General features: G+C 34.0%; 19 protein-coding genes and 6 tRNA genes. 10 read left to right on the top strand and 15 right to left on the bottom strand.

What is annotated here, in order from left to right:
• The first annotated feature begins 137 nt into the window (after positions 1 to 137).
• On the top strand, positions 138 to 1,313 hold the full coding sequence (locus tag SM9_RS10370) for an argininosuccinate synthase (protein WP_058740072.1): 1,176 nt from the start codon (positions 138 to 140) through the stop codon (positions 1,311 to 1,313).
• 16 nt (positions 1,314 to 1,329) lie between these two features.
• Here SM9_RS10370 and SM9_RS10375 read toward each other — a convergent pair whose 3' ends face one another.
• The gene (locus tag SM9_RS10375; RefSeq protein ID WP_058740073.1) at positions 1,330 to 2,973 is read right to left on the bottom strand and encodes a helicase C-terminal domain-containing protein; all 1,644 of its coding nucleotides are present in this window, start codon (positions 2,971 to 2,973) and stop codon (positions 1,330 to 1,332) included.
• 64 nt (positions 2,974 to 3,037) lie between these two features.
• On the opposite strand from SM9_RS10375, the gene SM9_RS10380 reads away from it, so the two are divergent.
• Positions 3,038 to 3,742 carry an NAD-dependent protein deacylase gene (locus tag SM9_RS10380; RefSeq protein WP_058740074.1) on the top strand — a complete coding sequence of 235 codons (705 nt, stop codon included), beginning with the start codon at positions 3,038 to 3,040 and terminating at the stop codon, positions 3,740 to 3,742.
• On the opposite strand, the gene sfsA is transcribed toward SM9_RS10380, so the two are convergent.
• Both sfsA and SM9_RS10390 read right to left on the bottom strand, forming a co-directional pair.
• On the bottom strand, positions 3,728 to 4,420 hold the full coding sequence (sfsA, locus tag SM9_RS10385) for a DNA/RNA nuclease SfsA (protein WP_058740075.1): 693 nt from the start codon (positions 4,418 to 4,420) through the stop codon (positions 3,728 to 3,730). The two genes, SM9_RS10380 and sfsA, sit on opposite strands and share 15 nt — an antisense overlap.
• A complete protein-coding gene (locus tag SM9_RS10390) occupies positions 4,407 to 5,927 on the bottom strand; it encodes a bifunctional ADP-dependent NAD(P)H-hydrate dehydratase/NAD(P)H-hydrate epimerase (RefSeq protein ID WP_058740076.1) in 1,521 nt (506 codons plus the stop codon). Before SM9_RS10390 ends, sfsA begins: the two co-directional genes overlap by 14 nt.
• Before the next feature lie 69 nt (positions 5,928 to 5,996).
• On the opposite strand from SM9_RS10390, the gene SM9_RS10395 reads away from it, so the two are divergent.
• A complete protein-coding gene (locus SM9_RS10395; protein ID WP_058740077.1) occupies positions 5,997 to 7,133 on the top strand; it encodes an NAD-binding protein in 1,137 nt (378 codons plus the stop codon).
• Positions 7,134 to 7,138: 5 nt separating this feature from the next.
• Here SM9_RS10395 and fhcD read toward each other — a convergent pair whose 3' ends face one another.
• Both fhcD and SM9_RS10405 read right to left on the bottom strand, forming a co-directional pair.
• The gene (fhcD, locus tag SM9_RS10400) at positions 7,139 to 8,023 is read right to left on the bottom strand and encodes a formylmethanofuran--tetrahydromethanopterin N-formyltransferase (RefSeq protein ID WP_058740078.1); all 885 of its coding nucleotides are present in this window, start codon (positions 8,021 to 8,023) and stop codon (positions 7,139 to 7,141) included.
• Positions 8,024 to 8,104: 81 nt separating this feature from the next.
• A complete protein-coding gene (locus SM9_RS10405; protein WP_058740079.1) occupies positions 8,105 to 9,157 on the bottom strand; it encodes a UPF0104 family protein in 1,053 nt (350 codons plus the stop codon).
• A 78-nt stretch (positions 9,158 to 9,235) separates the two neighbouring features.
• Here SM9_RS10405 and SM9_RS10410 point away from each other — a divergent pair, with 78 nt between their 5' ends.
• Both SM9_RS10410 and SM9_RS10415 read left to right on the top strand, forming a co-directional pair.
• Complete coding sequence (locus SM9_RS10410) at positions 9,236 to 10,669, top strand: TrkH family potassium uptake protein (protein WP_058740080.1); 1,434 nt, start codon at positions 9,236 to 9,238, stop codon at positions 10,667 to 10,669.
• Between the two features lie 54 nt (positions 10,670 to 10,723).
• Entirely contained in the window at positions 10,724 to 11,374 is a 651-nt protein-coding gene (locus tag SM9_RS10415; RefSeq protein ID WP_058740081.1) for a potassium channel family protein, read from the top strand.
• Here SM9_RS10415 and SM9_RS10420 read toward each other — a convergent pair whose 3' ends face one another.
• The 8 genes from SM9_RS10420 to SM9_RS10450 form a co-directional block, all read right to left on the bottom strand.
• Entirely contained in the window at positions 11,375 to 11,983 is a 609-nt protein-coding gene (locus SM9_RS10420; protein ID WP_058740082.1) for an MBL fold metallo-hydrolase, read from the bottom strand.
• A 46-nt stretch (positions 11,984 to 12,029) separates the two neighbouring features.
• Positions 12,030 to 12,177, bottom strand: a tRNA-Trp gene (locus SM9_RS12100).
• Between the two features lie 49 nt (positions 12,178 to 12,226).
• Positions 12,227 to 12,637 (bottom strand): Holliday junction resolvase Hjc, encoded by a 411-nt coding sequence (hjc, locus tag SM9_RS10425; protein WP_058740355.1) that lies wholly within the window; start codon positions 12,635 to 12,637, stop codon positions 12,227 to 12,229.
• A gap of 29 nt (positions 12,638 to 12,666) precedes the next feature.
• Positions 12,667 to 12,742 (bottom strand) — tRNA-His (locus SM9_RS10430).
• Between the two features lie 37 nt (positions 12,743 to 12,779).
• A tRNA-Leu gene (locus tag SM9_RS10435) sits at positions 12,780 to 12,862 on the bottom strand.
• Between the two features lie 53 nt (positions 12,863 to 12,915).
• Positions 12,916 to 12,990, bottom strand: a tRNA-Glu gene (locus SM9_RS10440).
• Positions 12,991 to 13,017: 27 nt separating this feature from the next.
• A tRNA-Ile gene (locus SM9_RS10445) sits at positions 13,018 to 13,091 on the bottom strand.
• A gap of 6 nt (positions 13,092 to 13,097) precedes the next feature.
• Positions 13,098 to 13,170 (bottom strand) — tRNA-Asn (locus SM9_RS10450).
• A gap of 206 nt (positions 13,171 to 13,376) precedes the next feature.
• Between SM9_RS10450 and SM9_RS10455 the strand changes: the two genes are divergently transcribed.
• The 5 genes from SM9_RS10455 (at position 13,377) to SM9_RS10475 (ending at position 19,528) form a co-directional block, all read left to right on the top strand.
• Positions 13,377 to 14,357 (top strand): radical SAM protein, encoded by a 981-nt coding sequence (locus SM9_RS10455; RefSeq protein WP_058740083.1) that lies wholly within the window; start codon positions 13,377 to 13,379, stop codon positions 14,355 to 14,357.
• 111 nt (positions 14,358 to 14,468) lie between these two features.
• Complete coding sequence (gatB, locus tag SM9_RS10460; RefSeq protein WP_058740084.1) at positions 14,469 to 15,818, top strand: Asp-tRNA(Asn)/Glu-tRNA(Gln) amidotransferase subunit GatB; 1,350 nt, start codon at positions 14,469 to 14,471, stop codon at positions 15,816 to 15,818.
• 12 nt (positions 15,819 to 15,830) lie between these two features.
• Positions 15,831 to 16,634, top strand: coding sequence for a CBS domain-containing ParB/RepB/Spo0J family partition protein (locus SM9_RS10465; RefSeq protein ID WP_058740085.1), 804 nt, complete (start codon positions 15,831 to 15,833; stop codon positions 16,632 to 16,634).
• Positions 16,624 to 16,914 (top strand): phosphoribosyl-ATP diphosphatase, encoded by a 291-nt coding sequence (gene hisE, locus SM9_RS10470; protein WP_058740086.1) that lies wholly within the window; start codon positions 16,624 to 16,626, stop codon positions 16,912 to 16,914. The genes SM9_RS10465 and hisE overlap by 11 nt, the downstream gene beginning before the upstream one ends.
• Positions 16,915 to 16,936: 22 nt before the next feature.
• Positions 16,937 to 19,528 (top strand): bifunctional glycosyltransferase/CDP-glycerol:glycerophosphate glycerophosphotransferase, encoded by a 2,592-nt coding sequence (locus SM9_RS10475; protein ID WP_083495903.1) that lies wholly within the window; start codon positions 16,937 to 16,939, stop codon positions 19,526 to 19,528.
• Here the strand turns inward: SM9_RS10475 and SM9_RS10480 are convergent.
• Together SM9_RS10480 and larB are read right to left on the bottom strand one after the other, a co-directional pair.
• The gene (locus SM9_RS10480) at positions 19,515 to 20,054 is read right to left on the bottom strand and encodes a GNAT family N-acetyltransferase (RefSeq protein WP_058740087.1); all 540 of its coding nucleotides are present in this window, start codon (positions 20,052 to 20,054) and stop codon (positions 19,515 to 19,517) included. The genes SM9_RS10475 and SM9_RS10480 overlap by 14 nt on opposite strands.
• 1 nt (position 20,055) lies before the next feature.
• Complete coding sequence (larB, locus tag SM9_RS10485) at positions 20,056 to 20,820, bottom strand: nickel pincer cofactor biosynthesis protein LarB (protein WP_058740357.1); 765 nt, start codon at positions 20,818 to 20,820, stop codon at positions 20,056 to 20,058.
• Positions 20,821 to 20,829 lie beyond the last annotated feature (9 nt).

Genomic DNA, 20,829 nt, shown 5'->3' on the forward strand with positions numbered 1-20,829 from the left:
TCAACCTCAATTATATCCCAATTAAGAGTATTCTTCTGTCAAAATCTTTTTTTAAAAAATACATTAATGATTATATACTATTAAAAACAAAAAATAATTGTTATTCATTTTTATAATAAATTATATATGGTGATTATATGGACAAAGTAGTCTTAGCATTCAGTGGTGGACTAGATACCTCTGTATGTGTTAAATTATTAGAAGAAAAATATGATGTGGAAGTAGTAACAGCCTGTGTAGATGTAGGACAGGGTGAAGAAGAAATTAAAAAAGCAGAATCCATGGCTGCTAAAGTAGGTACTGGAAACCATTACACAATTGATGCAAGAGAAGAATTTGCAAACGAATATGTTGCAAGAGGAATAAAAGCAAATGCTGAATATGAAGGATACCCATTAAGTACAGCACTTGCAAGACCTTTAATCGCTCAAAAAATTATAGAAGTTGCTGAAAAAGAAGGAGCAACAGCAATCGCACATGGTTGTACCGGAAAAGGAAACGACCAATTCAGATTTGAAGCTGTAATTCTTGCAATGTCTGATTTAGATGTTATTGCACCAATCAGAGAATTAAACCTAACAAGAACTGAAGAGCAAGCTTACGCTGAAGAAAAAGGTATCAAATTAAATTATGATAAAATTTACAGTATTGATGAAAACATTTGGGGAAGATCCATCGAAGGAGGAAACTTAGAAGACCCTGCAAACGAACCCCCTGAAGACATTTACGAATGGACCAAATCATGGAAAGATGCTAATGATGAACCTCAAAAAGTTACTATTGAATTTGAAGAAGGTGTTCCTGTAGCTATTGACGGTGAAATGATGCCTTTAATTGAATTGATTGAAAAAGCAAATAAAATTGCAGGGGACAATGGTATTGGAAGAGTAGACACCATTGAAAACAGAATGATTGGTCTTAAAAGTAGGGAAAATTACGAAGTTCCTGGAGCTAAATTATTAATTGCAGCCCACCAAGCATTGGAAGAACTCGTATTGACTACAGATGAATTAAGATTTGCAGAATACATGTCAACTCTTTATGCTGATTTAGTATACAGAGCATTATGGCAAGAACCTTTAAGAGAAGACTTAGACCAAGCAATTGACAACATGCAACAAAGAGTTAGTGGTGAAGTCACAATGAAACTCTTTAAAGGATCAATTCAACCATTAGTTAGAAAATCACCTTTCAGCTTACACAGCATCGAACAAATTACGTTTGAAGACAAAGATACCGATCAAAGAGAAGTTGAAGGTATGATTAAATACCACGGTTTGCAGGCTGCAAACTATCAAAAATTAAACAGATAGCTTTAAAGCTATCATTTTACTTATTTTTTAATGCTTCAATGAAATATTCATTGAAAAAACTTTTATTATAGTCAAACAGAAATTTAAAGTTTGAATCAATGATATACATGTCACAGTAATCATCTTTATCACGAATACCTCTACCATAAGCTTGCATTAATGCCATCACAGCCTGATAGAAATACCATGAAGAATCCAAAGACTTACGATATTTTACTTGCTCATTTAGTTGAGGATAAGGAATTTTAAATATTATCTGGAATCTGCATAAATCATCTTTCAGGTCAACACCATCTTTAATTGATGCGCCAATCAGTATTGCATCATCTTCAGTTTCATTGAATTCTCGCAATACCTCATTTCTAGTTTCTCCACCAACAAATAACAAATCATATTCCTTTAAATTATCCATAATCCAGAAAGCCTGTTCATTGCTCGAAGTATGAATAACCCCTTTCTGATTGGGATATCTGTTAATTATTTCTTTAATTTTTAAGATAGCCCTTTTATTTCTCCAATTTGGAACACCATTTCTGTAACCACTCATATTTCCAACAAATTCCTTAAAAATAGGTCTATTAGACACTTTAAATGGACTTTTTTCATAAATATAATAAGTATTGTCCGGATTGATATTATTCCATTGACAAAATTTTTCCATATCTCCCAATGTGCCTGTCAGAAATATCCTTGTATTTCCAAAGTCCAATAAATTTTGTGTAGCATCAGAAACAGAATAGGGCTTGAATTCAGCAGAAATATCCATTTTATTTTCCTTAATCTGTTTGAAATCAGGCAAATCTATAATCAAATCGCCACCTTCAAGACCCAGCCTAATGGAATTGAATTCTTTTAAGTCACTTTCCAAAATTTGTTTTTCGACATAGTCAACTTCAGAGTATTTGGATACATTGTTTTCAAATTCGTCTAACGTAACCTGAACATCCTTGCCAGTCCCTTCTATTTTTTCAATGTTTTCTCCGCATTTTTTCATTAGCTCACTGCACAGGTCAATCCAATATTGGGATTTATTTTTAATGTAGGAATAAGACTTTTCCTTTTTCATCAATGCCTCAAAAATATCAATACCGAATTTAGTTGAAATATATTCACGATTTAGTACATGTGAAGACAGCATCAGCATTTTACGCTCCAGATTATGTGCTTCATCCAAAATCAATAGCTGTCTTGAATCAAGAAGTTGATTGTCAACTCCCACACGATACATAAAATCATAATTTGTAATAACATTTTCAGCCTGTTTGGCCTTCCTAAATGCTATTTGATAATCGCAGTCCTTACATTTTGCCAGATTATATTCTGATTTAAGACAAAAATCACAGTTTCCCTTATAATTGCATTTATAATTTCCTTTCCCTTTAATTTCAACCAACATGTCCCCAAAATCGTGCAGATACTGTTCCTGAAGTTGTTTAGTCATGGTCAAAATATAAGAGTCTTCATACATATTGGCAAGAGTCGTTGCAATGGCTGATTTACCAATGCCTGTCCCTGCTTCCAGAATAATATTCTTATAGCCTTCACCAATAGCATGGTTAATTTTATTAATCAGTTTTATTTGGGTGTTTCTAGGATGGTGTCCGGTTAATGACCAATGAATCATCCAATCTAAGTTAGAATAATTGTTATTTTCATTCAATTTAATCCCACTCACAAGATATTCACAATAATGTTTATTAAAAATCATATTTAAAAATAATGTTATGTCAAAAATTAACGAATTGCAAGAGATAATTGATTCATCAGAAAATATTGTATTTTTTGGAGGAGCCGGAGTATCTACCGAAAGCGGGATTCCAGATTTCAGAAGTGCAGACGGAATATATTCCAAAACACCAGAAGAGCTGGTTTCGCATACATATTATCTTGAACACACAGAAGAATTCTTTAAGTTTTACAAGGAAAATCTTATTTTTGAAGATGCAAAGCCTAATCCGGCACATTATAAATTAGCGGAACTTGAAAATGAAGACAAAGTTAAAGCAATCATAACACAAAACATTGACGGACTTCATCAAAAAGCAGGTTCCAAAAATGTTTTAGAGCTTCATGGAAGCGTTTACAGAAATTATTGTCAGGTATGCAATAAGAGTTATGATTTGGACTACATTTTAAAATCAGATGGCGTTCCAAGATGTGAATGCGGAGGAATCATCAAACCAGATGTAGTGCTTTATGAAGAACCTTTGAATAATTCTATTTTGAGTTTTGCTGTTGATTACATATCCAACGCAGATACATTGATAATTGGAGGAACTTCACTTGTAGTCTATCCCGCAGCAGGTTTGATAAATTATTTCAACGGGAAAAATTTAGTATTAATTAACAAAAGTGAAACTCCATATGACAATTTAGCCACATTAGTAATTAATGATGCAATAGGCGAAACACTATCAAAAATCAGATAAGTCAAAACCAACAGCTTCCGGAATTAAATCAATTCCATCCAATCGATTATCGCACTTATAAACCAGAATTTCTACGCCATTTTCATATGCTTCATTCAGGGTTTTTGAAAATAATGGATCATTATCCCAGTTTGGCCTAAATGATTCTGCGAGAGGATGCTGAATCAGGAAAAAAACTGCTGTTCTAAAACCTTCTTTTTTAAGTTTTATCAATTCATTTAAATGTTTAGTTCCCCTTTCAGTTGGTGCATCGGGAAATCTTGCTTCAACACCAACGACCAATGTAACCCCCTTGACTTCAACAAAACATTTTTCACCATTTTTATTTGACAAGTATATATCTATTCTTGAATTATCAATCGTCTTTTCCCTTTGGTGAAAATCATAGCCGGAAAGTTCATTTATTTTATCATTTATGATTGCATCATATACAATTTCATTAGCTTGCTGAGAGTAAATTGACACCAAGTGGCCACGGTTTTCAACAAAAAGCAATGTGAATTTAGTCTTCCTCTTAGGATTATCAGAGGGTTTCAACCAAACAATCGCATCTTCAACAAGCAATTCCTTACAGCGTCCAGTGTTTGGCACATGAGCTATTTGAATTTCATTATTGACTTCCACTTCTGCAATAAATCGATTTGGTCTTTTTTTAAAAATTCCCTTAACATAATCCATTTTTAATCACATTTCCAATATATGAAACTAAATCACTGGCTGAAAACCCGTTTCCATTGATTTCATAAGCCTTATCCCCTGCAAGACCATTAATGAATACGCCCAAACAAGCACTGTCAAAAGAACTTAAGTCTTGTGAAAGCAAACTAACTACAATTCCTGCAAGTGCGTCACCTGTCCCACCTACAGTCATACCCGCATTGCCTGAACGATTTATTCTAAATTTTGATCCGGATAAAATTAAATCATTCTTACCTTTAACAATTACAGTACCATTGATATTTTTAGTAATCAACTGGAACTCAGTGATATTTTCATCAACCATTTTAAAGTCATAGCTATCCAAATCAAGCTTTAATTTTGAGTTGAAAAATTGATTAAACTCGGCCAAATGAGGAGTTAGAACAATATTATCTTTATTTTTAATTAAAGAAATATCGACCTGTTTTAGACCATCAGCATCCAAAACAATTGGTTTTTTGATTTTTGTAACCAAAACATTGAACAGCTTTGAGGTATCATCATTGATGCCTGAACCCGGACCAATCAATACTGCATCGACCTTATCTGCCAATTCCAAAATTTCATCCAAATGATTTAAAGACAAATAATCTCCGTCAAGTGATTTTACAATCAAATCCTCAGATGCAGATTTTACTGGAATTGCTGCACTTTCTGGTGTTGCAATATACACCAAATCGACACCTGCACCGAAAGCAGCTTTACCTGAAATAGCTGGTGCTCCATGATAATCCTTGCTTCCACCAACAATCAATACAGAACCATTATTTCCCTTGTGTGATGAGGCATCCCTGTTTTTAAGTCTTAAAAAGTCACCATAATTAACAAAGTATTCGGCCTCAAGAGGTATACCAATGTCTGCCGTTACAAGACCGCCGACAAGTTCCTCTTCAGCATCCCTTACACCTGTCTTGATTTTATGAAAACTTATTGTGTAATCTGGGACAACTGCAACATCATCAACACTTCCAGTCAACGGATCCATTCCTGATGGTACATCAATACTTATCTTAATCCCATTAGACTCGTTGATAACCCCAATAGCTTTTTTGATGTTTTCCTGCAGATTTCCCCTGATTCCTGTTCCCAATATGCCGTCAACAACAATGAAATCCTCATCTTCATCAAGCTTAAAGTCGTCAACATCCGTTAAATAGTGAATTGTCAATCTGGACAACCTAGGTTTCATATTCAATAAAATCTCAAGGTTAATTTTTGCTTCATTGGAGTGAATATTGTCCTTAAGCATATAGATATCCACATCATAACCCCTATTCAACAGATAACGCGCTGCCACAAAAGCATCACCACCATTTCCTCCGGAACCAGTGAACATTACAACTTTTACAGGTTTTGCAAATGTAAAAACAGCTATTTTTGCAACCTCTTCACCTAATGACTTACCTGCAGCTTCCATCAAACATAATCTAGACAAACCTAAGTATTCACAATTTGCATCCGTAACCATCATATCTATTGGGTCCATTTAATCACCATTAAATTAATTTAACATAATCACATATAAATAAACATATCTTTTAAAAAGGAACAAAATATGAGAAAAATAACATTTAAACTTATATCAAGATTTCATGAAAAATATATTACAACAGGAATATTATTAATATTATTGCTTTTTGCATACGGTATTATCGGTTCCCATTTCATTATGGGATTGAACTTTATTGATTCATTATATTATTCAGTTGTTACAATGGCAACAGTAGGGTATGGAGATTATATTCCCGTGACCGGAATTCAAAAAATTTTTGCAACTACCCTTGCTTTAGGAGGAGTTGGGCTCCTCGCTTATGTATTTAATGTTATTTTAACAAATTTCCAGGAAAAAATGGGAGAATATTCTAAAGGAGCAAGAAAAATGAGGGCTATACAAAATATGGATAATTATTATGTCCTTTGCGGTTATGGAAGAGTTGGAAAAGTTGTTTTAAAGGAATTGAATCAAAGGAAACAAAATGTAATCATTTTTGAAAAAGATTCTAAAATGACTGAAAATTTGGTTGAAGATGAAACAATTGTTGTTATAAACAAGGATGCTACAGAAGATGATTTAATAGCAAAGGTTGCCGGTGAAAATTGCAGAAGCGTTATTATAAGTACAGGAAGCGATGTCACAAACCTCTTTATAGTACTAACAATAAGGGAAACAAATCCTGATGCATGGATTGTATCAAGAGCAAGCAAATTAGAAAATATTGCTCGTTTAAGAAAAGCAGGTGCGGATAAGATTGTATCACCAGAAATAATTGGTGGAAAAGATTTGTATTTGGAATCTGCAAAGCCTCATCTTTTAAGGTTGACAGTACAGCACACCTCTGATGAAATTTTTGATGAATTTAAAATCATTGCAAAACACGGATGCACTCTTGAGAATATTGATTACCACATCCCAGGAATTGAAACACCATTGAACCGCGAAATAAAAACTATGAACATTAATGACGGTAAAAGATATAAAAAATACTTAAATTCAAATAAAGATGCAAAAGAAGCATTGGACAATTTGTACAAAAGCGTTAATAATGTCCATTCACACCTCATTTCAGGCCCAGATAGAAATACTTTTGAAAAATTAATTAAAGATTTAGAAAAACAGGAAAAAATAATTGGTAAAAACCTAACCAACGAAAAAATAATGGAAATAACAAAAAAAATAAATAAAGAGAGATAAACTCTCTAGAATAATTCTTGTAACTTGATTTGGTAAGGACCTAAGTTTCCACCGTAGTTACCAGCACCGATTTCAATAACACCAGGAACTTGGCAAGCAGCTTCGATACCTGCTTTCATAGCAGCTTTAACGGATTCTTCATCTACACCGTCAATAACGATTTCCATGTTTCCGAATACGTTTTCTGGTAATTCAGTTTCTACTTGATCTTTTAAAGTTACACATTCTTTTTCATTGGTAGATGCACTCATGAAAGAGTATTTGGAACCAGTTTTAGAACCGGAAGCAACCATACCACCAGAGAAAGGAGTAATTACACCAGGAACAGCGTGAATAGCATCAACAGCAGCTTCAGCAGCAACAATAGAAGCCATTTGACTGTCAGCCATGATGAAGAAGTTTCCACCAGCTACTCCATCTTTCCAGCCCATTTCATCTTCTACTAAGAATTCACCAGACATGATAGGAATTACGTGCATTTTTTTACCATTTACATCTTTTTCAGTTTCAAATCCGTCACCGAAGAATTTGAGTTGTTTTCCGGTTGGGAAGGATTCTTCACTTTCTAAAGCATTGAATGCAGCTGCAGTAGGAGCGGTTAAAACACATTGACCGATTCTGTCCATAATTTGTCCGCCTAAAGATTTTTTGGACATGTGACAAATCATGATTGCGTAACCAGGTCTTCCATCTGGAGATTCAGTTGGAGGAACGTATTGGTCAATACCTGCTTCTGCAGGACATCCGATAACTGAAGTAGCAAAACCAGTAGCTTCAGTAGCTGCAATTTTAGCTAAATGTTTAGTAGCAGCAGTAATAATCAATCTAGATACTTTAATTCCGAAACCTTCAGCAAAGGTATCTTGTATTTCTACGCCATTAATTTCCATAATTTCACCAATATATAATACAAAAAATAATTTTTTGCTATACTAAAATATCTAAAAATAAAATAAAATAAAGTTTTCTATTTAGTCATCTTCCTCTTCATCAGATATTTCTTTTGAATCTGATCCAAATGAGATTTTATCGAGAACTGATGAACCATAATGTGGCAAAATCACCATACCCAAAATTGTAGGCATCCAAAATGAAATTAGCCTTTCAATAACCGTAGCCCCTGCTGAAATGGATGCAGTGATACCTGCTGCGGTATAAAATATTATCATTATACCGTCAACTGCCCCAAGACCACCCGGAAGAAGAGGTATCATACCAGCAAGTGAAGCCAAAATGAATACTTCCCCGATAACTATCAGATTAACTGACGCACCGAATGCCAAAAATACAAAATATACTCTCAAAATTTCAAAAATCCAAATTAAAAAGGATAACGGCAATGCATAATACAATACTTTCTTGTTATGTATCACCATATTCATGGTGTCTTGAAAACCTTTTATTACTCCATGGATCTTTTCTTCCAGTTCATCAGAGTTTTTCTTATAAAACCTTCTGACAAGACCAATAATCCAGCCATCAACCCGTTTTCCAAAACCAGGATTGATACACATGTATATCAGCATTATCAAAAGTACAACAATTGCCGCAACAGCAACAACCATCAATGCAAGAAGACCTGGTGAAAAATTAAATGACAAAGCCATTCCGATAATCGTTAAAACAGCTAAAACTACAAATGGAAAAGTATCAAGTGCCCTGTCTGCAACAACAGCCGCAAAAGTCTCCTCCATAGGATAGTTTTCCTCACGGGACAATAAATATGCCCTTACAGGCTCTCCCCCACCTCGACCTGATGGAGTAATATTGTTAACTGCAAGACCAACCAATACCATGGGAAGGAGTTTGGATGTTTTAGATTCCATATTTGCAATTTCATTCAAGGATTTCCACCTTATAGTATACAATACAATGGTGAACAGTTGCATAATAATTGCAATAAGAATCAATCTTAAATCCGCTACTTTCAAAGCATTTATAACATCATTTATTCCTACAAAATAAAGCATTACAACAAGTATTAAAATACTTATTCCGAGAAAAATGATAGATTTTTTATCCATAATAATATTATTTTACTTAAAAATTTATATATATATTTATTCAAAATTAAACTTGTATTAAATTTTGAAGGCACATTTATGAGATATATTAATAAGACTGATTTGTTTATCATAGCAAGAAATTCAGGCATGCTGATGATAGGAATAGGAATCCTGTGTTTGGTTCCAATCATTGTTGACTTGATATATTTCGAATTCAATATTGTAGGATATGTAATACCTGCAATAATATCAGTCTGTGCCGGTTTTATTTGTATAAAAGTTTTCGATAAGTATTCAAATCACAAAATGCGATTAAAGCATGGTATGATTATTTCATCATTATCCTGGTTATGGGCATGTATTATCTGCGGACTCGTAATGTATTTCGTTACTGACATTAATATTATAGACGGCATGTTTGAAAGCATGTCTGCACTTACCGGAAGTGGAATTACAATATATTCAGATGTGGAAGTCCTGCCTCAAAGCATACTATTTTTTAGAGCCATACAACAATGGGTTGGGGGTCTTGGGGTTGTTGTTATGATTATAGCTATCTTAACAAAGCCCGGTACTTCATCTGCAAAATTATATCAGTCCGAAGCACGTGAAGACCGTATCAAACCATCAACCAAAGCAACACTTATCCAAACCATTAAAATTTATCTGATTTATACAGCAGCAGGAATAATTTTATATTTGCTTGCCGGAATGCCTGTTTTTGATTCAATCTGCAATACGTTCACCACCATATCAACAGGAGGTATGAGCATCAAAAATGCAAATATAGGATTTTATCAAAATGACGTAATCTATTTTATAACAATAGTATTGATGATTTTAGGTGCTACCAGCTTTTTAGTTCATTATAAAATTATTAAAACCCGTGGAAAATCATTGCTTCATGATTTGCAATTTAAAGTAATGATTACATTAATAGCTGCATCAACAATCATTTTGTATTTAGCATCGAATATCATTCCAATTGAACTGTTATTTACTGTTGTATCCGCCGTTACAACAACTGGAGCCAGTGTGCAACCTTCAACAGTGATGGGGACCTGGCCCCCATTCGTGCTTATTGTACTAATGACATTAATGACCATAGGCGGGTCTAGCGGATCTACAGTAGGTGCAATAAAACTGATACGAGTAATTACATTTTTTAAAGGAACCTACAAGCATTTGCGTGAAATATTATCTCCTGAAGGCAGAGTTGTCCCGCTTCAAATTTCCGGTCAAAAAATCCCTGACAAAGCAGTAGCTCAAAGTGGAAACTACATAACTCTTTATATGATTTGTATCTTGATAACCTGGGCATTAATATGCTTATGTGGACATGACCCAGTTGTTGGACTATTTTATACAATGTCAATTCAGGGAAATGTAGGTCTGGAAATTGGACAAATAACACAAGTACTTCAACCACAACTAAAACTTATAAGTATTTTTAACATGTGGATTGGAAGGCTGGAAATCTATCCTGTACTGATTACATTAAGAGCCATTTTTGAAATATTTAAAAGATAACTTTATTAATATAGAAAATACAATATTCATTATTTAAACATAAATGGTGATTAAATGTATATAATTATTATGGGACTTGAACGTGTAGGGTTATCCCTTGCAAACTTACTGATTGACGACGGATACGATTTAACATTAATCGATGACAATGAATCATTATGCAATGAAGCTGCCGCAGAACTTGATGCATTAGTTATCTGTGGAAACGGTACCAATTCAAAATTGCTTGAAGAAACAAACATTGAAGACGCTGATTTCTTTATTGCAACAACAGGAAATGACGAAGCAAACTTATTATCATGCATTCTAGTTAGAAAATATGATGTTCCAAACATCATTGCACGTGTAAGTAATCCTGACCATGAAGAAGCATTCAAGGCCGTTGGAATCGATAACGTAATCAGTCCTGAAATAACAGCAGCTGGATTTTTAGAAAAACAAGTTACAAGGCCAAACGTGGCAGATTTAATATCTCTTGGAGAAGGAGATGCGGAAATATTTGATATGACCATTACTAATGACAAAGTTGTCGGAAAACGTATCAAGGACATTTCCCCAACAAAAGATTTCATCATAATTGCGATGTATCAAAATGGAAAATTAGTAATTCCACAAAGCGATAATATCATCGCCCGTGGAGAAAAAGTTTCTGTTCTTGTAAAAAGAGGATCCTTTTCCAAAGTTTCTAAAAAACTTGAAAAATAATTAAAATTGACTGTATGATAATTTAACATGTTGACTTCCATTTCCTTCCACAATAGGTCCGTGTCCTGGAAGCAAGTTAACTACATCCAATTTTGTTAGTTTAAAAACAGATTCTTTTAAATCATCATAATTTCCGCCGATATCAAATCTTCCAACACCACCATGGGAAAATATGGTATCTCCGGAAATCAAATTAACACCATCCCACAGGCAGATTCCTCCAGCAGTGTGACCCGGAGTGTGAATGACTTTAAATCCTCTGATTTCATCCCCATCTTCCAACTCAGTGTCAACCCTCAAATTGCCTGGATTGTCAAATACGTTCATGGAAGTTCCCAAATCATCCTTATTTTTTATAGAAATCGCATCCAACCTATGAATTGCAATCTCTGCATTTTCAAAAAGGTGGTTTCCTCCCATATGGTCAAAATGACAATGAGTATTGACAACCAAAGAAATGTCTTCAGGTTTAACACCATGCTTTTCAAGCTGTGATGTCAAATAGTCATCGTAATAACCTGATCCTGTATCGACCAACATATCATCAATCAAATAGTAATTACAATCAATGTGATAACCTTGAATAAATACAATATTATTGGAATTCATAAAAATAGTTATTATAAAAAGTAGTAAAAAAAGTTTAGTATAAAAATGGGGTCACAGGGATTTGAACCCCGATCCTGGGATTTCTCTTGCCTCAGTACTCCAATTGATCATCACAACAAGTACTGTTCAGTTACGCGTATATTTCTTCAAAGACAACTGGAGTCCCAGATGATGCCTGGTTACACTATAACCCCACACATAACATTCAATAATTAATATATTTTAATTAGTATATAAAGTTTATTATTCAAATTTCATTTGCTTATCAATGCCAGCAATTTCATCTATTTCCAAACCTTTTTCTAAGGCAAAGTCTTTTTCAACCTTATAATTACCGTTTCTTGTTCTTTCAGTGTTTTCAGGTTCTAAAAATAGCCATTTAGTATATTTGAATTTGACTCCTATATATGATTTGGCACCAAAAATATTAGAAAATTCCAAAAGAGCATCTATTTGATCTCCATCAATGTAAATCTTGTCTTTTGTTGTTGTTTTTACTTCAATGGCCAAGTATAATTTACCATTTCCTGCAACAACATCCGGCAAAGGTCTTTTAGTAGCTCCTCCAGAGGCGGGAGCTCTCATAGCTGCAAAATTTCTCTCCCAAAGTTTATGCACTAAATCTCTTTCTTCAGCAGAACCTTTCTTTGCCAAAAATAACACCAAAAAAATAAGTTTATAAATGGGGCCGGGGCCGAGATTCGAACCCGAGTCCCGGGATCCACAGTCCCGGAGGATGACCGCCTACCCTACCCCGGCAATTAAATATATGAATTAAATAAAAAAATTTGTAAGATGCGGGAGCAGGGATTTGAACCCTGGTAGACCTGCGTCAACAGGTCCTAAGCCTGTCCCCTTTGGCCTCTCGGGCACCCCCGCTTATAAACGAAAGTGAATCAGAAACCATTAAAAATCTTAACAAGTTTTTTAAATGCTCCGGCCGGGATTCGAACCCGAGTCTTCGGCTCGAAAGGCCGAAATGATTGGCCGGACTACACCACCGGAGCATACAAATGAATAAAAGTTTAGTAACATGGGCCCAATGGGGTTCGAACCCATGGCCTTCCGGTTATGAGCCGGACGCTCTACCTGGCTAAGCTATGGGCCCTAAAAGCGCCATCGACAGGGCTCGAACCTGTGACCAATCGGTTAACAGCCGAACGCTCTACCTACTGAGCTACGATGGCATATGATAACCCACCATCTTAACCAAATATTACCCATGTTTAAAAATCAAAAGACTTTAAACAGTATTTTATCATATATTTTTACTAGTATATAAAACTTATGTTTTTTCCACACATTTTATGATAAAAACAAAAATCATACGAAAAACACTATTAATTAGTTAGGACAAACTAATATATAAATTTAATTGCAATAGTTGAAAATTATGGATTCCAATATATTCGATTTAATCAAAGATGCCAATGATTTGACCTTGAAAAAACATGGCGATTTAGTTACATTAGAGCGTGCAGTGTTTTTATCATGGTGGTGCGACAAGGGAGACTGTGCATTCTGTTACATGTCTACCCAAAAGGATAAAATCAAAGATCCAAGAAAGGCAAGGCGAAATGTAAGTAACATTTATGCAGAGGCTGAAATGTGCAAACGCCTGAACTGGAATATTGAATTTCTATCTGGAGGATACAAGTCATTCACCACACAGGAAATAAAAGAAATTGCCACAAAAATTAAATATATTACCGGCGATGGTGTTTGGCTGAATACTGGAATCACTGATGAATTGGAAGAATACGGATCTGAAATCAAAGGAATAACAGGTGCCGTTGAGGTAGCAAATCCCCAAATTCATAATAATGTATGTCCAAGTAAAAGCCTAAATGATATCAGCAGCATGCTGGATACTGCAGGAGATTTAGGATTCAAAAAGGCAATAACCATCATATTAGGCCTTGGCGAAACATTGGATGATGTAGAATATGTAACTGACTACATTCGAGAACATGAAATCGATAGAGTAATTTTTTACTCACTCAATCCCCACAAAGAAACCATCTATGCAGACAAATCACAACCCGCATCACTTTATTATGCTCAGGTAGTTGCAAGAGTGCGTTTGGAATTTCCAGAAATTGAAATAATATGCGGAACATGGATTGATAACCTCGCCAACATTGGAATTTTAATATTAAGCGGAGCCAATGGAATAACAAAATTCCCTCTTTTTAAAATGTTTGGAACAAAATATGGAAAAAGAGTTGAAGAAGAAGTCAAATGGGCTGGAAGACAATTAAAAGGAACATTTACCGATAAATCAAAATTAGGCGAAATGAAAAGTGATGTTTCACCGGATTTGGATAAATTTATTAAAAGATATATTAAAGAATCTCTGAAAAATAAATACTAAAAGACTAATTTTCGATAATCTTTATAAACTCCATATTATATATATTATAATAATATAAATTTTTTTAAAAAAATTTCCAAAGGAGGAGTTAATATTAGCGACGATTTTAGTATGATGTGTGGACTTGAAATCCACGTACAATTAGAAACGGAATCAAAATTATTCTGTGATTGCCCAACAAATTTTAATGAGGCACCAATCAATCAAAACATATGTCCAATTTGTTTAAATCAGCCGGGGGCTAAACCACACCCGACCAATCAACATGCAATAGAAAATGCATTGATGATTGCTTTAATGTTGAACTGTAAGATAGACCAAGGTTTTACATATTTCATGAGAAAGCATTACGATTATCCTGATTTATCTTCAGGATATCAAAGAACATCCGTACCTATAGGTTATGAAGGAGAATTGAATGGAATCCGAATTAGGGAAATCCACATTGAAGAAGACCCTGGTCAATACAAACCTGACAGAGGTATTGTTAACTTTAACCGTTCAGGAATTCCTTTAGTGGAAATTGTTACAGAACCTGATATCACATCTCCTGAAGAAGCTAGAAACTTTTTAAAAGAAATCATTCGTGTTTTACAATACAGCGGTGCTGCACGTGGAGAAAATTCAATGAAAGCAGACGTTAACATTTCATTAAATGGTGGAAATAGAGTGGAAATGAAAAACGTTAACTCCATCAAAGGTGCATACAGAGCATTGAAATTTGAAATTGTAAGACAAAAAAATCTCATCAAAAGAGGTGTTGAAATCCAACAGGAAACTCGTGCTTACATTGAAAGCCAAATGATTACCACAAGAATGAGATTAAAAGAAGATGCTGACGATTATAGATTTATCCCAGACCCGGATTTACCTCCAATGGAAATTCCAGATGAATTGATTCAAAAAGTAGCAGACATCATGCCTGAAGCTCCTCACCACAAAGTGGAAAGATTCGTTAAAGATTATGGAATTGATGAGGAATCCGCTAAGGTATTGACCTCAGAGCTTGACTTGGCAATAGCTTATGAAGAAGTTGTAAAAGAAATTGATCCAGTATTTGCTGCTAAATGGATGAGAGATGAACTTAAAAGAGTATTATCATACAACAAATTAGATTATGCTGACAGCGGAATTACTGTTGAACATTTAGTTGAATTCCTAAACATGCTTCAAAATAAAGAAATCACAACAAAAGCAGGCCAAAGAATAATCGAACAAATGCCAAACAATGAAAAATCTCCTAAAGAAATTGCTGAGGAATTAGGATTGCTTGGTGTTGTCAAAGACGATGAAGTGTTGGCTGCAGTCAAACAGGCTATTGATGAAAATCCTAAAGCAGTGCAGGATTATCACGATGGTCAGAAAGCTTCACTCAATTTCCTTGTTGGTCAGGTCATGAGATTGACTCGTGGAAAAGCTGATCCTGGTGAAACTGTAAAGCTTTTAAAAGAAAATTTATAAAGGAGTATTATCATGGCAGAAAAAAAATCATTTGTAAAAGATTACATGACAAAAAATGTTATCAGTGTTTCTCCAGATACTCCAACGGAACAGATTATCACTTTGATGAAGGAAAGTCACCACAACAGTTATCCTGTTGTTGAAAATAACAAACTTGTAGGAATGGTAACAGCATTCGATATTGTAGCTAAAGATTGGCAAGATTACGTTAGTGGAATAATGAGTACTAAACTGGTTGTCGCTAATGAAAACTTATCCATTAATGATGCATCTCGCGTAATGTTTAGACGTGGAATATCAAGAATGCCTGTTGTTGATGAAAATGGAGTATTAGTGGGCATAATAACTAATACAGATATGGTTCGTTCACATATTGAAAGATCAACACCAAATAAAGTGGAATACTTTAAGAATACCATGGAACAGTTATACGGTATCAAAACCACACTGAAAAGAATGAAAGTTCCAACTGACAAGTTAAGACCTACACAGGATAGAGTTTATGCAGACGAACTTGAAGGAAGAAGTTATGAATTAAAAATGGGATTGGCTGAACCTGCAATTGTTGTAAAGACAGGAGAGAGATGGATTTTAGTTGACGGACACCACAGAGCTGTAGCTTCAAAACAGATGGGATGTGAAACCGTAGACTCATATGTTGTGGATTTAGGCCAGGACATCAAGTTAGGTATGGAAAAAACCGCAGACAAAGCAGGAATTCGGAAATTTGAAGACATCAATATTATTGATGATGACAAACACCCATTGATTGCTATTACAGAAAGTATCCAGGACAGTGAAGCACATGGCGAATGAACAAATAATCAGAGAAGTATGGGAAGTCCTTGAAAGCAGAAGGGACAATCCAATTGATTCATACACATCAAAAATAATGCAGGACAGCGATAAAAAAGCAGAAGATAAAATACTTGAAAAAGTCGCTGAAGAGGCAGGAGAAGTATTAATAGCTAGTAAAAACGATGAAAATCTTGTTTACGAATCTGTTGATTTGATTTTCCATACATTATTATTGCTCGTTTATAAAGGTGTTGAAATAGACGAATTGTTTGAAGAATTTGAAAGAAGAAGAAAATAAATATTTTTTGGTTGGCTATTAAATGGATAAATTCAAGTTTTCTGTAGTTATTGCTGCATATAATTCAGATTTATGGATTTCAAAAACAATTAATAGCTTAATTGACCAAACACTTGATTTTAAAAAAAATATCCAAATCATCATCGTCAATGATGCCAGTACAGATAATACGGACAAAATTTGCAATAGATTCAAAGCAAAATATCCGAAAAATATTAAGTACATAGTTAATGATGAAAATTTAGGTCCATCAGAAACCAGAAACATTGGTCTTAAGCATGCTACAGGAAAATACATTAATTTTTTAGACAGTGATGATTATGTCACATCAACTACTTTTAGAGCCATTTTGAACTTTTTCAATGAACATGAAGATGTTGTCGATATGGTTTCAATACCGATACATTTTTTTGGTGAAAAAAAAGGAGAGCATATTCTCAACTTCAAATATGACAAAAATAAGGTCGTTAACCTATTTGAACATCCAAATCACATACAATTGTCATCATCATCATGTTTTTTTAAAAGAGAGGCAATTGGAGATTTGAAATTCAATTCAAACATTTCGGTATCTGAAGATGTTGTTTTTATAAATCAGATGCTTTTAAAAAATCCCAATATTGGTTTTTGTGTTGGCGGCAAGTATTATTATAGAAAAAGAGAAGAAAAATCCTCCCTTATCGATAATTCTTCCATCAAAAAGGATTATTTCAATGATCGTGCTAAATATTATTTCAAATTCTTAATTGACAAAAGCATTGAGGAATACGGTGAAGTTCCATTATTTATCCAATACACCATAATGTATGATTTACAGTGGATGTTTGCTATCTCATCAGTCAATAAAATTCTAACGATAGTGGAAATCAAACAGCTGAGAAAACAGCTTCATGAAATTATTCAATATATTGACGATAAAGTAATATATGACCAAAATGATTTGACAGATATTTTAAAGGCAAACATATTATTTTTCAAATACAAAAATCAGAAAAATACTCCAGAATATAAAGAATTAGAAAATACTGTAGTCAAAAAACTAAAGTTGAATACAGTTTATATTGATATCTATGAAATCGTAGATAATACATTATATGTTTTAGGAGATTTGCACACAATATTAAAAAATACTGTTGATGTTTATGTTAACGATGAAAAAATTGAATTGAATGAATTGAAATTCCCACAAAGAGATAAATACAGTTTAAGCTATAAATATGCAACCAATTATTCCTTTGAATTTGAAATTCCATTGGACATTGAAAAGGAATATGAAATAAAATTTAAATCTAATAATCTTGATTTGTATGTGGATTTCTCCAGACCTTGTAATTTTTCAACGGTTGTTGGCTATGCAAAAACCAAAGATTACTTGTCTTCACTGGAAGGTAAATGCATCAAAATTAAAAGAAAAACCACTGTTGGTTGGATAAAAAAAGAATTTAAAACCATTTCAGGGATGCTTAGAAAACAGGAAAAAGGATATAAAACTGGTGTGCCTTTAAGAGTAATGTATATAATTGCATATCCTTTCCTTAGAAACAAAAGAATATGGCTATTTATGGATTTGCCTGCAATGGCAGATGATAACGGAAGAGAAATCTTTTCATATGCGCAAGACAAAGACCCGAACATTAAAAAATATTTTGTTTTACGAAAAGACAGTAAAGATTTAGATGATATGAAAAAAATAGGTAATGTTTTACATTTTAAATCTATAAAACATCGTTTTATTGCATTGTTTGCTGAAAAAATCATTACTTCACACCCCGACAACAACATCATTTACCCATTCTGGGGAAATTATCCCTATTTTGCGGGACTATTGAAATCCCAAACAATATTTTTACAGCACGGGATCACCAAAGACAATGTTTCATCCTGGTTAAACAAATATGATAAGCATCTGGCAATTTTTTTGACCGTTTCAAAGCTCGAATATAAATCAATTTTTGAATATCCTTACAATTATAAAAGAGAAACAGTCAAGTTGCTCGGTTTTCCTAGGTTTGACAAGCTTGAAAAAAAAGAGGATTCAAGAGAAATTTTAATTATGCCTTCATGGAGAAGATATCTTAAATTTAAATCCAATGAAGTTATTTTAAACTCACAATTTTTTAAAAGATTCAATTCATTGATAAATAATGAAAAATTAATTGAAGCTGCTGAAAAATACAATTATACAATTGTTTTTAAACCCCACCCGAATGTTTATGATTTTATAGATTTATTTGACAGAAATCCGCGAGTTAAAATAGACTATGAACACGAAAAATATAAAAAAGTATTTAATCATAGCTCCCTTTTAATTACAGATTACTCCTCTGTTGCATTTGATTTTGCATATTTGAACAAGCCGGTTTTATATTATCATTACAGTGAAGACTATCACTTCAACTTGAAGGAAAGTTATTTCAATTATGAAACTATGGGCTTTGGTGAGGTTTGCAAAAGCGAAGATGAACTTGTTAACGAAATCATTGAATACATGAAAACCAATTGTGAGATAAAAGAAGAATATGTAAAGCGCATCAAAGCATATTTCCTGTTCAATGACAAGAACAATTCAATGAGAGTTTATGATGCCATAAGAAGGCTCCCTAGGAAACAATGAACTCCATATTGTACATTCCCCTTTTTAGGAAGGATTTTTTATTAAAGACCTTAAAGCCTATTTTTTCATACAAAGCCTTTGCACCGGTATTTCTAAAATCAGCATCCAAAATTACTCTTTTATAGTTATTTTTACGGGCATAATCCAAAACATCATGAATTACCTTGCTTCCGTATCCTTTTGAGCGGTGATTTTTATCTATGGCAATTTCTGCAATATACAAATCACCCTTTTTAATGTCGCACAATACAAAATGATCCAGGATACCAACTATCAACAGCCTTAATGAATTGATACGAGATTTTGGCTTTTTGTCATGAGTATAGCAAGTCAGCATCCCTATTATTTCATCATTATCATAGATTAATTTTATGCAGTCATCCTGCTTTATGCTTTTTTCAATTGTCGAAATGGCCTTTTGTTTGTTTTTAAAAAGCATGTCAAAAGTCCTGAAGTCGACTTCATACCTGTATTCTGCAATCAGTTTTGAATCATGAATTTCAGGATTAAAAATCACATATTCCATATTATCTACTCTTTACAATAGTTAATGCAAATACAGCTGCCCCAAATCCGTTGTCAATGTTCACCACAGCAATGCCGGGTGCACATGACTGAAGCATTGAATCAAGTGCAACACGACCGCCTTCACCTACGCCATATCCGACAGACGTTGGAACGGCAATTACAGGTATGTCAACAAGACCCGCAACAACTGACGGCAGCGCCCCTTCCATTCCGGCACATACAATCAACACATCAACACCTTCCCGCATCATATATGCAATTTGCGGGAAAAGCCTGTGGATTCCGGCAACCCCTATATCATAGGAGGTTATTGCTTCGCATCCCCCTTCCTCAACGATTACCTTTGCTTCTTCTGCAATGTTTATGTCTGAAGTTCCAGCAGTTATAATTCCAATTTTAGCCACAGGTTCAGTTTTGCTTTCATCAACCCTTATGACTAAAATTTGAGCCTTTTTATTGTAGTCAAAAATTAAATCTGGAAAATCCAAGTCATCCAATAACCTTTCATATCTTTCAAAAGACAGTTTTGTAATTATTAAGTTTTGAGGGTCTTCACTTTCAAAGTAACTTTTAATGATTAAAAGCAGGTCATCATAGTCCTTGCTTGGTGCAAAAACAGCCTCTGGAAAACCGGTTCTGTCCTGACGTTTGGAGTCGAACCTGGCAATTTCATCAAATTCCAGTATTGTCTGTGATTTTATCAGGTTTTCTGCAGTTTTTATATCAATTTCCTCATTGATTAATTTTTCAAGTATTTCCCTCATAATAATTAT

The sequence above is a fragment of the Methanobrevibacter millerae genome, from assembly GCF_001477655.1.
GTDB classification, from domain to species: Archaea; Methanobacteriota; Methanobacteria; order Methanobacteriales; family Methanobacteriaceae; genus Methanocatella; species Methanocatella millerae_A.

Coding starts and splice junctions, on each gene's coding strand:
- sfsA (WP_058740075.1), bottom strand. CDS start 4,420: ATGGATTATGTTAAGGGAATTTTTAAAAAAAGACCAAATCGATTTATT.
- SM9_RS10390 (WP_058740076.1), bottom strand. CDS start 5,927: ATGGACCCAATAGATATGATGGTTACGGATGCAAATTGTGAATACTTA.
- hisE (WP_058740086.1), top strand. CDS start 16,624: ATGGCGAATGAACAAATAATCAGAGAAGTATGGGAAGTCCTTGAAAGC.
- SM9_RS10380 (WP_058740074.1), top strand. CDS start 3,038: ATGTCAAAAATTAACGAATTGCAAGAGATAATTGATTCATCAGAAAAT.
- SM9_RS10410 (WP_058740080.1), top strand. CDS start 9,236: ATGAGATATATTAATAAGACTGATTTGTTTATCATAGCAAGAAATTCA.
- SM9_RS10465 (WP_058740085.1), top strand. CDS start 15,831: ATGGCAGAAAAAAAATCATTTGTAAAAGATTACATGACAAAAAATGTT.
- SM9_RS10415 (WP_058740081.1), top strand. CDS start 10,724: ATGTATATAATTATTATGGGACTTGAACGTGTAGGGTTATCCCTTGCA.
- SM9_RS10420 (WP_058740082.1), bottom strand. CDS start 11,983: ATGAATTCCAATAATATTGTATTTATTCAAGGTTATCACATTGATTGT.
- SM9_RS10475 (WP_083495903.1), top strand. CDS start 16,937: ATGGATAAATTCAAGTTTTCTGTAGTTATTGCTGCATATAATTCAGAT.
- gatB (WP_058740084.1), top strand. CDS start 14,469: ATGATGTGTGGACTTGAAATCCACGTACAATTAGAAACGGAATCAAAA.
- larB (WP_058740357.1), bottom strand. CDS start 20,820: ATGAGGGAAATACTTGAAAAATTAATCAATGAGGAAATTGATATAAAA.
- SM9_RS10480 (WP_058740087.1), bottom strand. CDS start 20,054: ATGGAATATGTGATTTTTAATCCTGAAATTCATGATTCAAAACTGATT.
- SM9_RS10370 (WP_058740072.1), top strand. CDS start 138: ATGGACAAAGTAGTCTTAGCATTCAGTGGTGGACTAGATACCTCTGTA.
- SM9_RS10395 (WP_058740077.1), top strand. CDS start 5,997: ATGAGAAAAATAACATTTAAACTTATATCAAGATTTCATGAAAAATAT.
- fhcD (WP_058740078.1), bottom strand. CDS start 8,023: ATGGAAATTAATGGCGTAGAAATACAAGATACCTTTGCTGAAGGTTTC.
- SM9_RS10455 (WP_058740083.1), top strand. CDS start 13,377: ATGGATTCCAATATATTCGATTTAATCAAAGATGCCAATGATTTGACC.
- SM9_RS10405 (WP_058740079.1), bottom strand. CDS start 9,157: ATGGATAAAAAATCTATCATTTTTCTCGGAATAAGTATTTTAATACTT.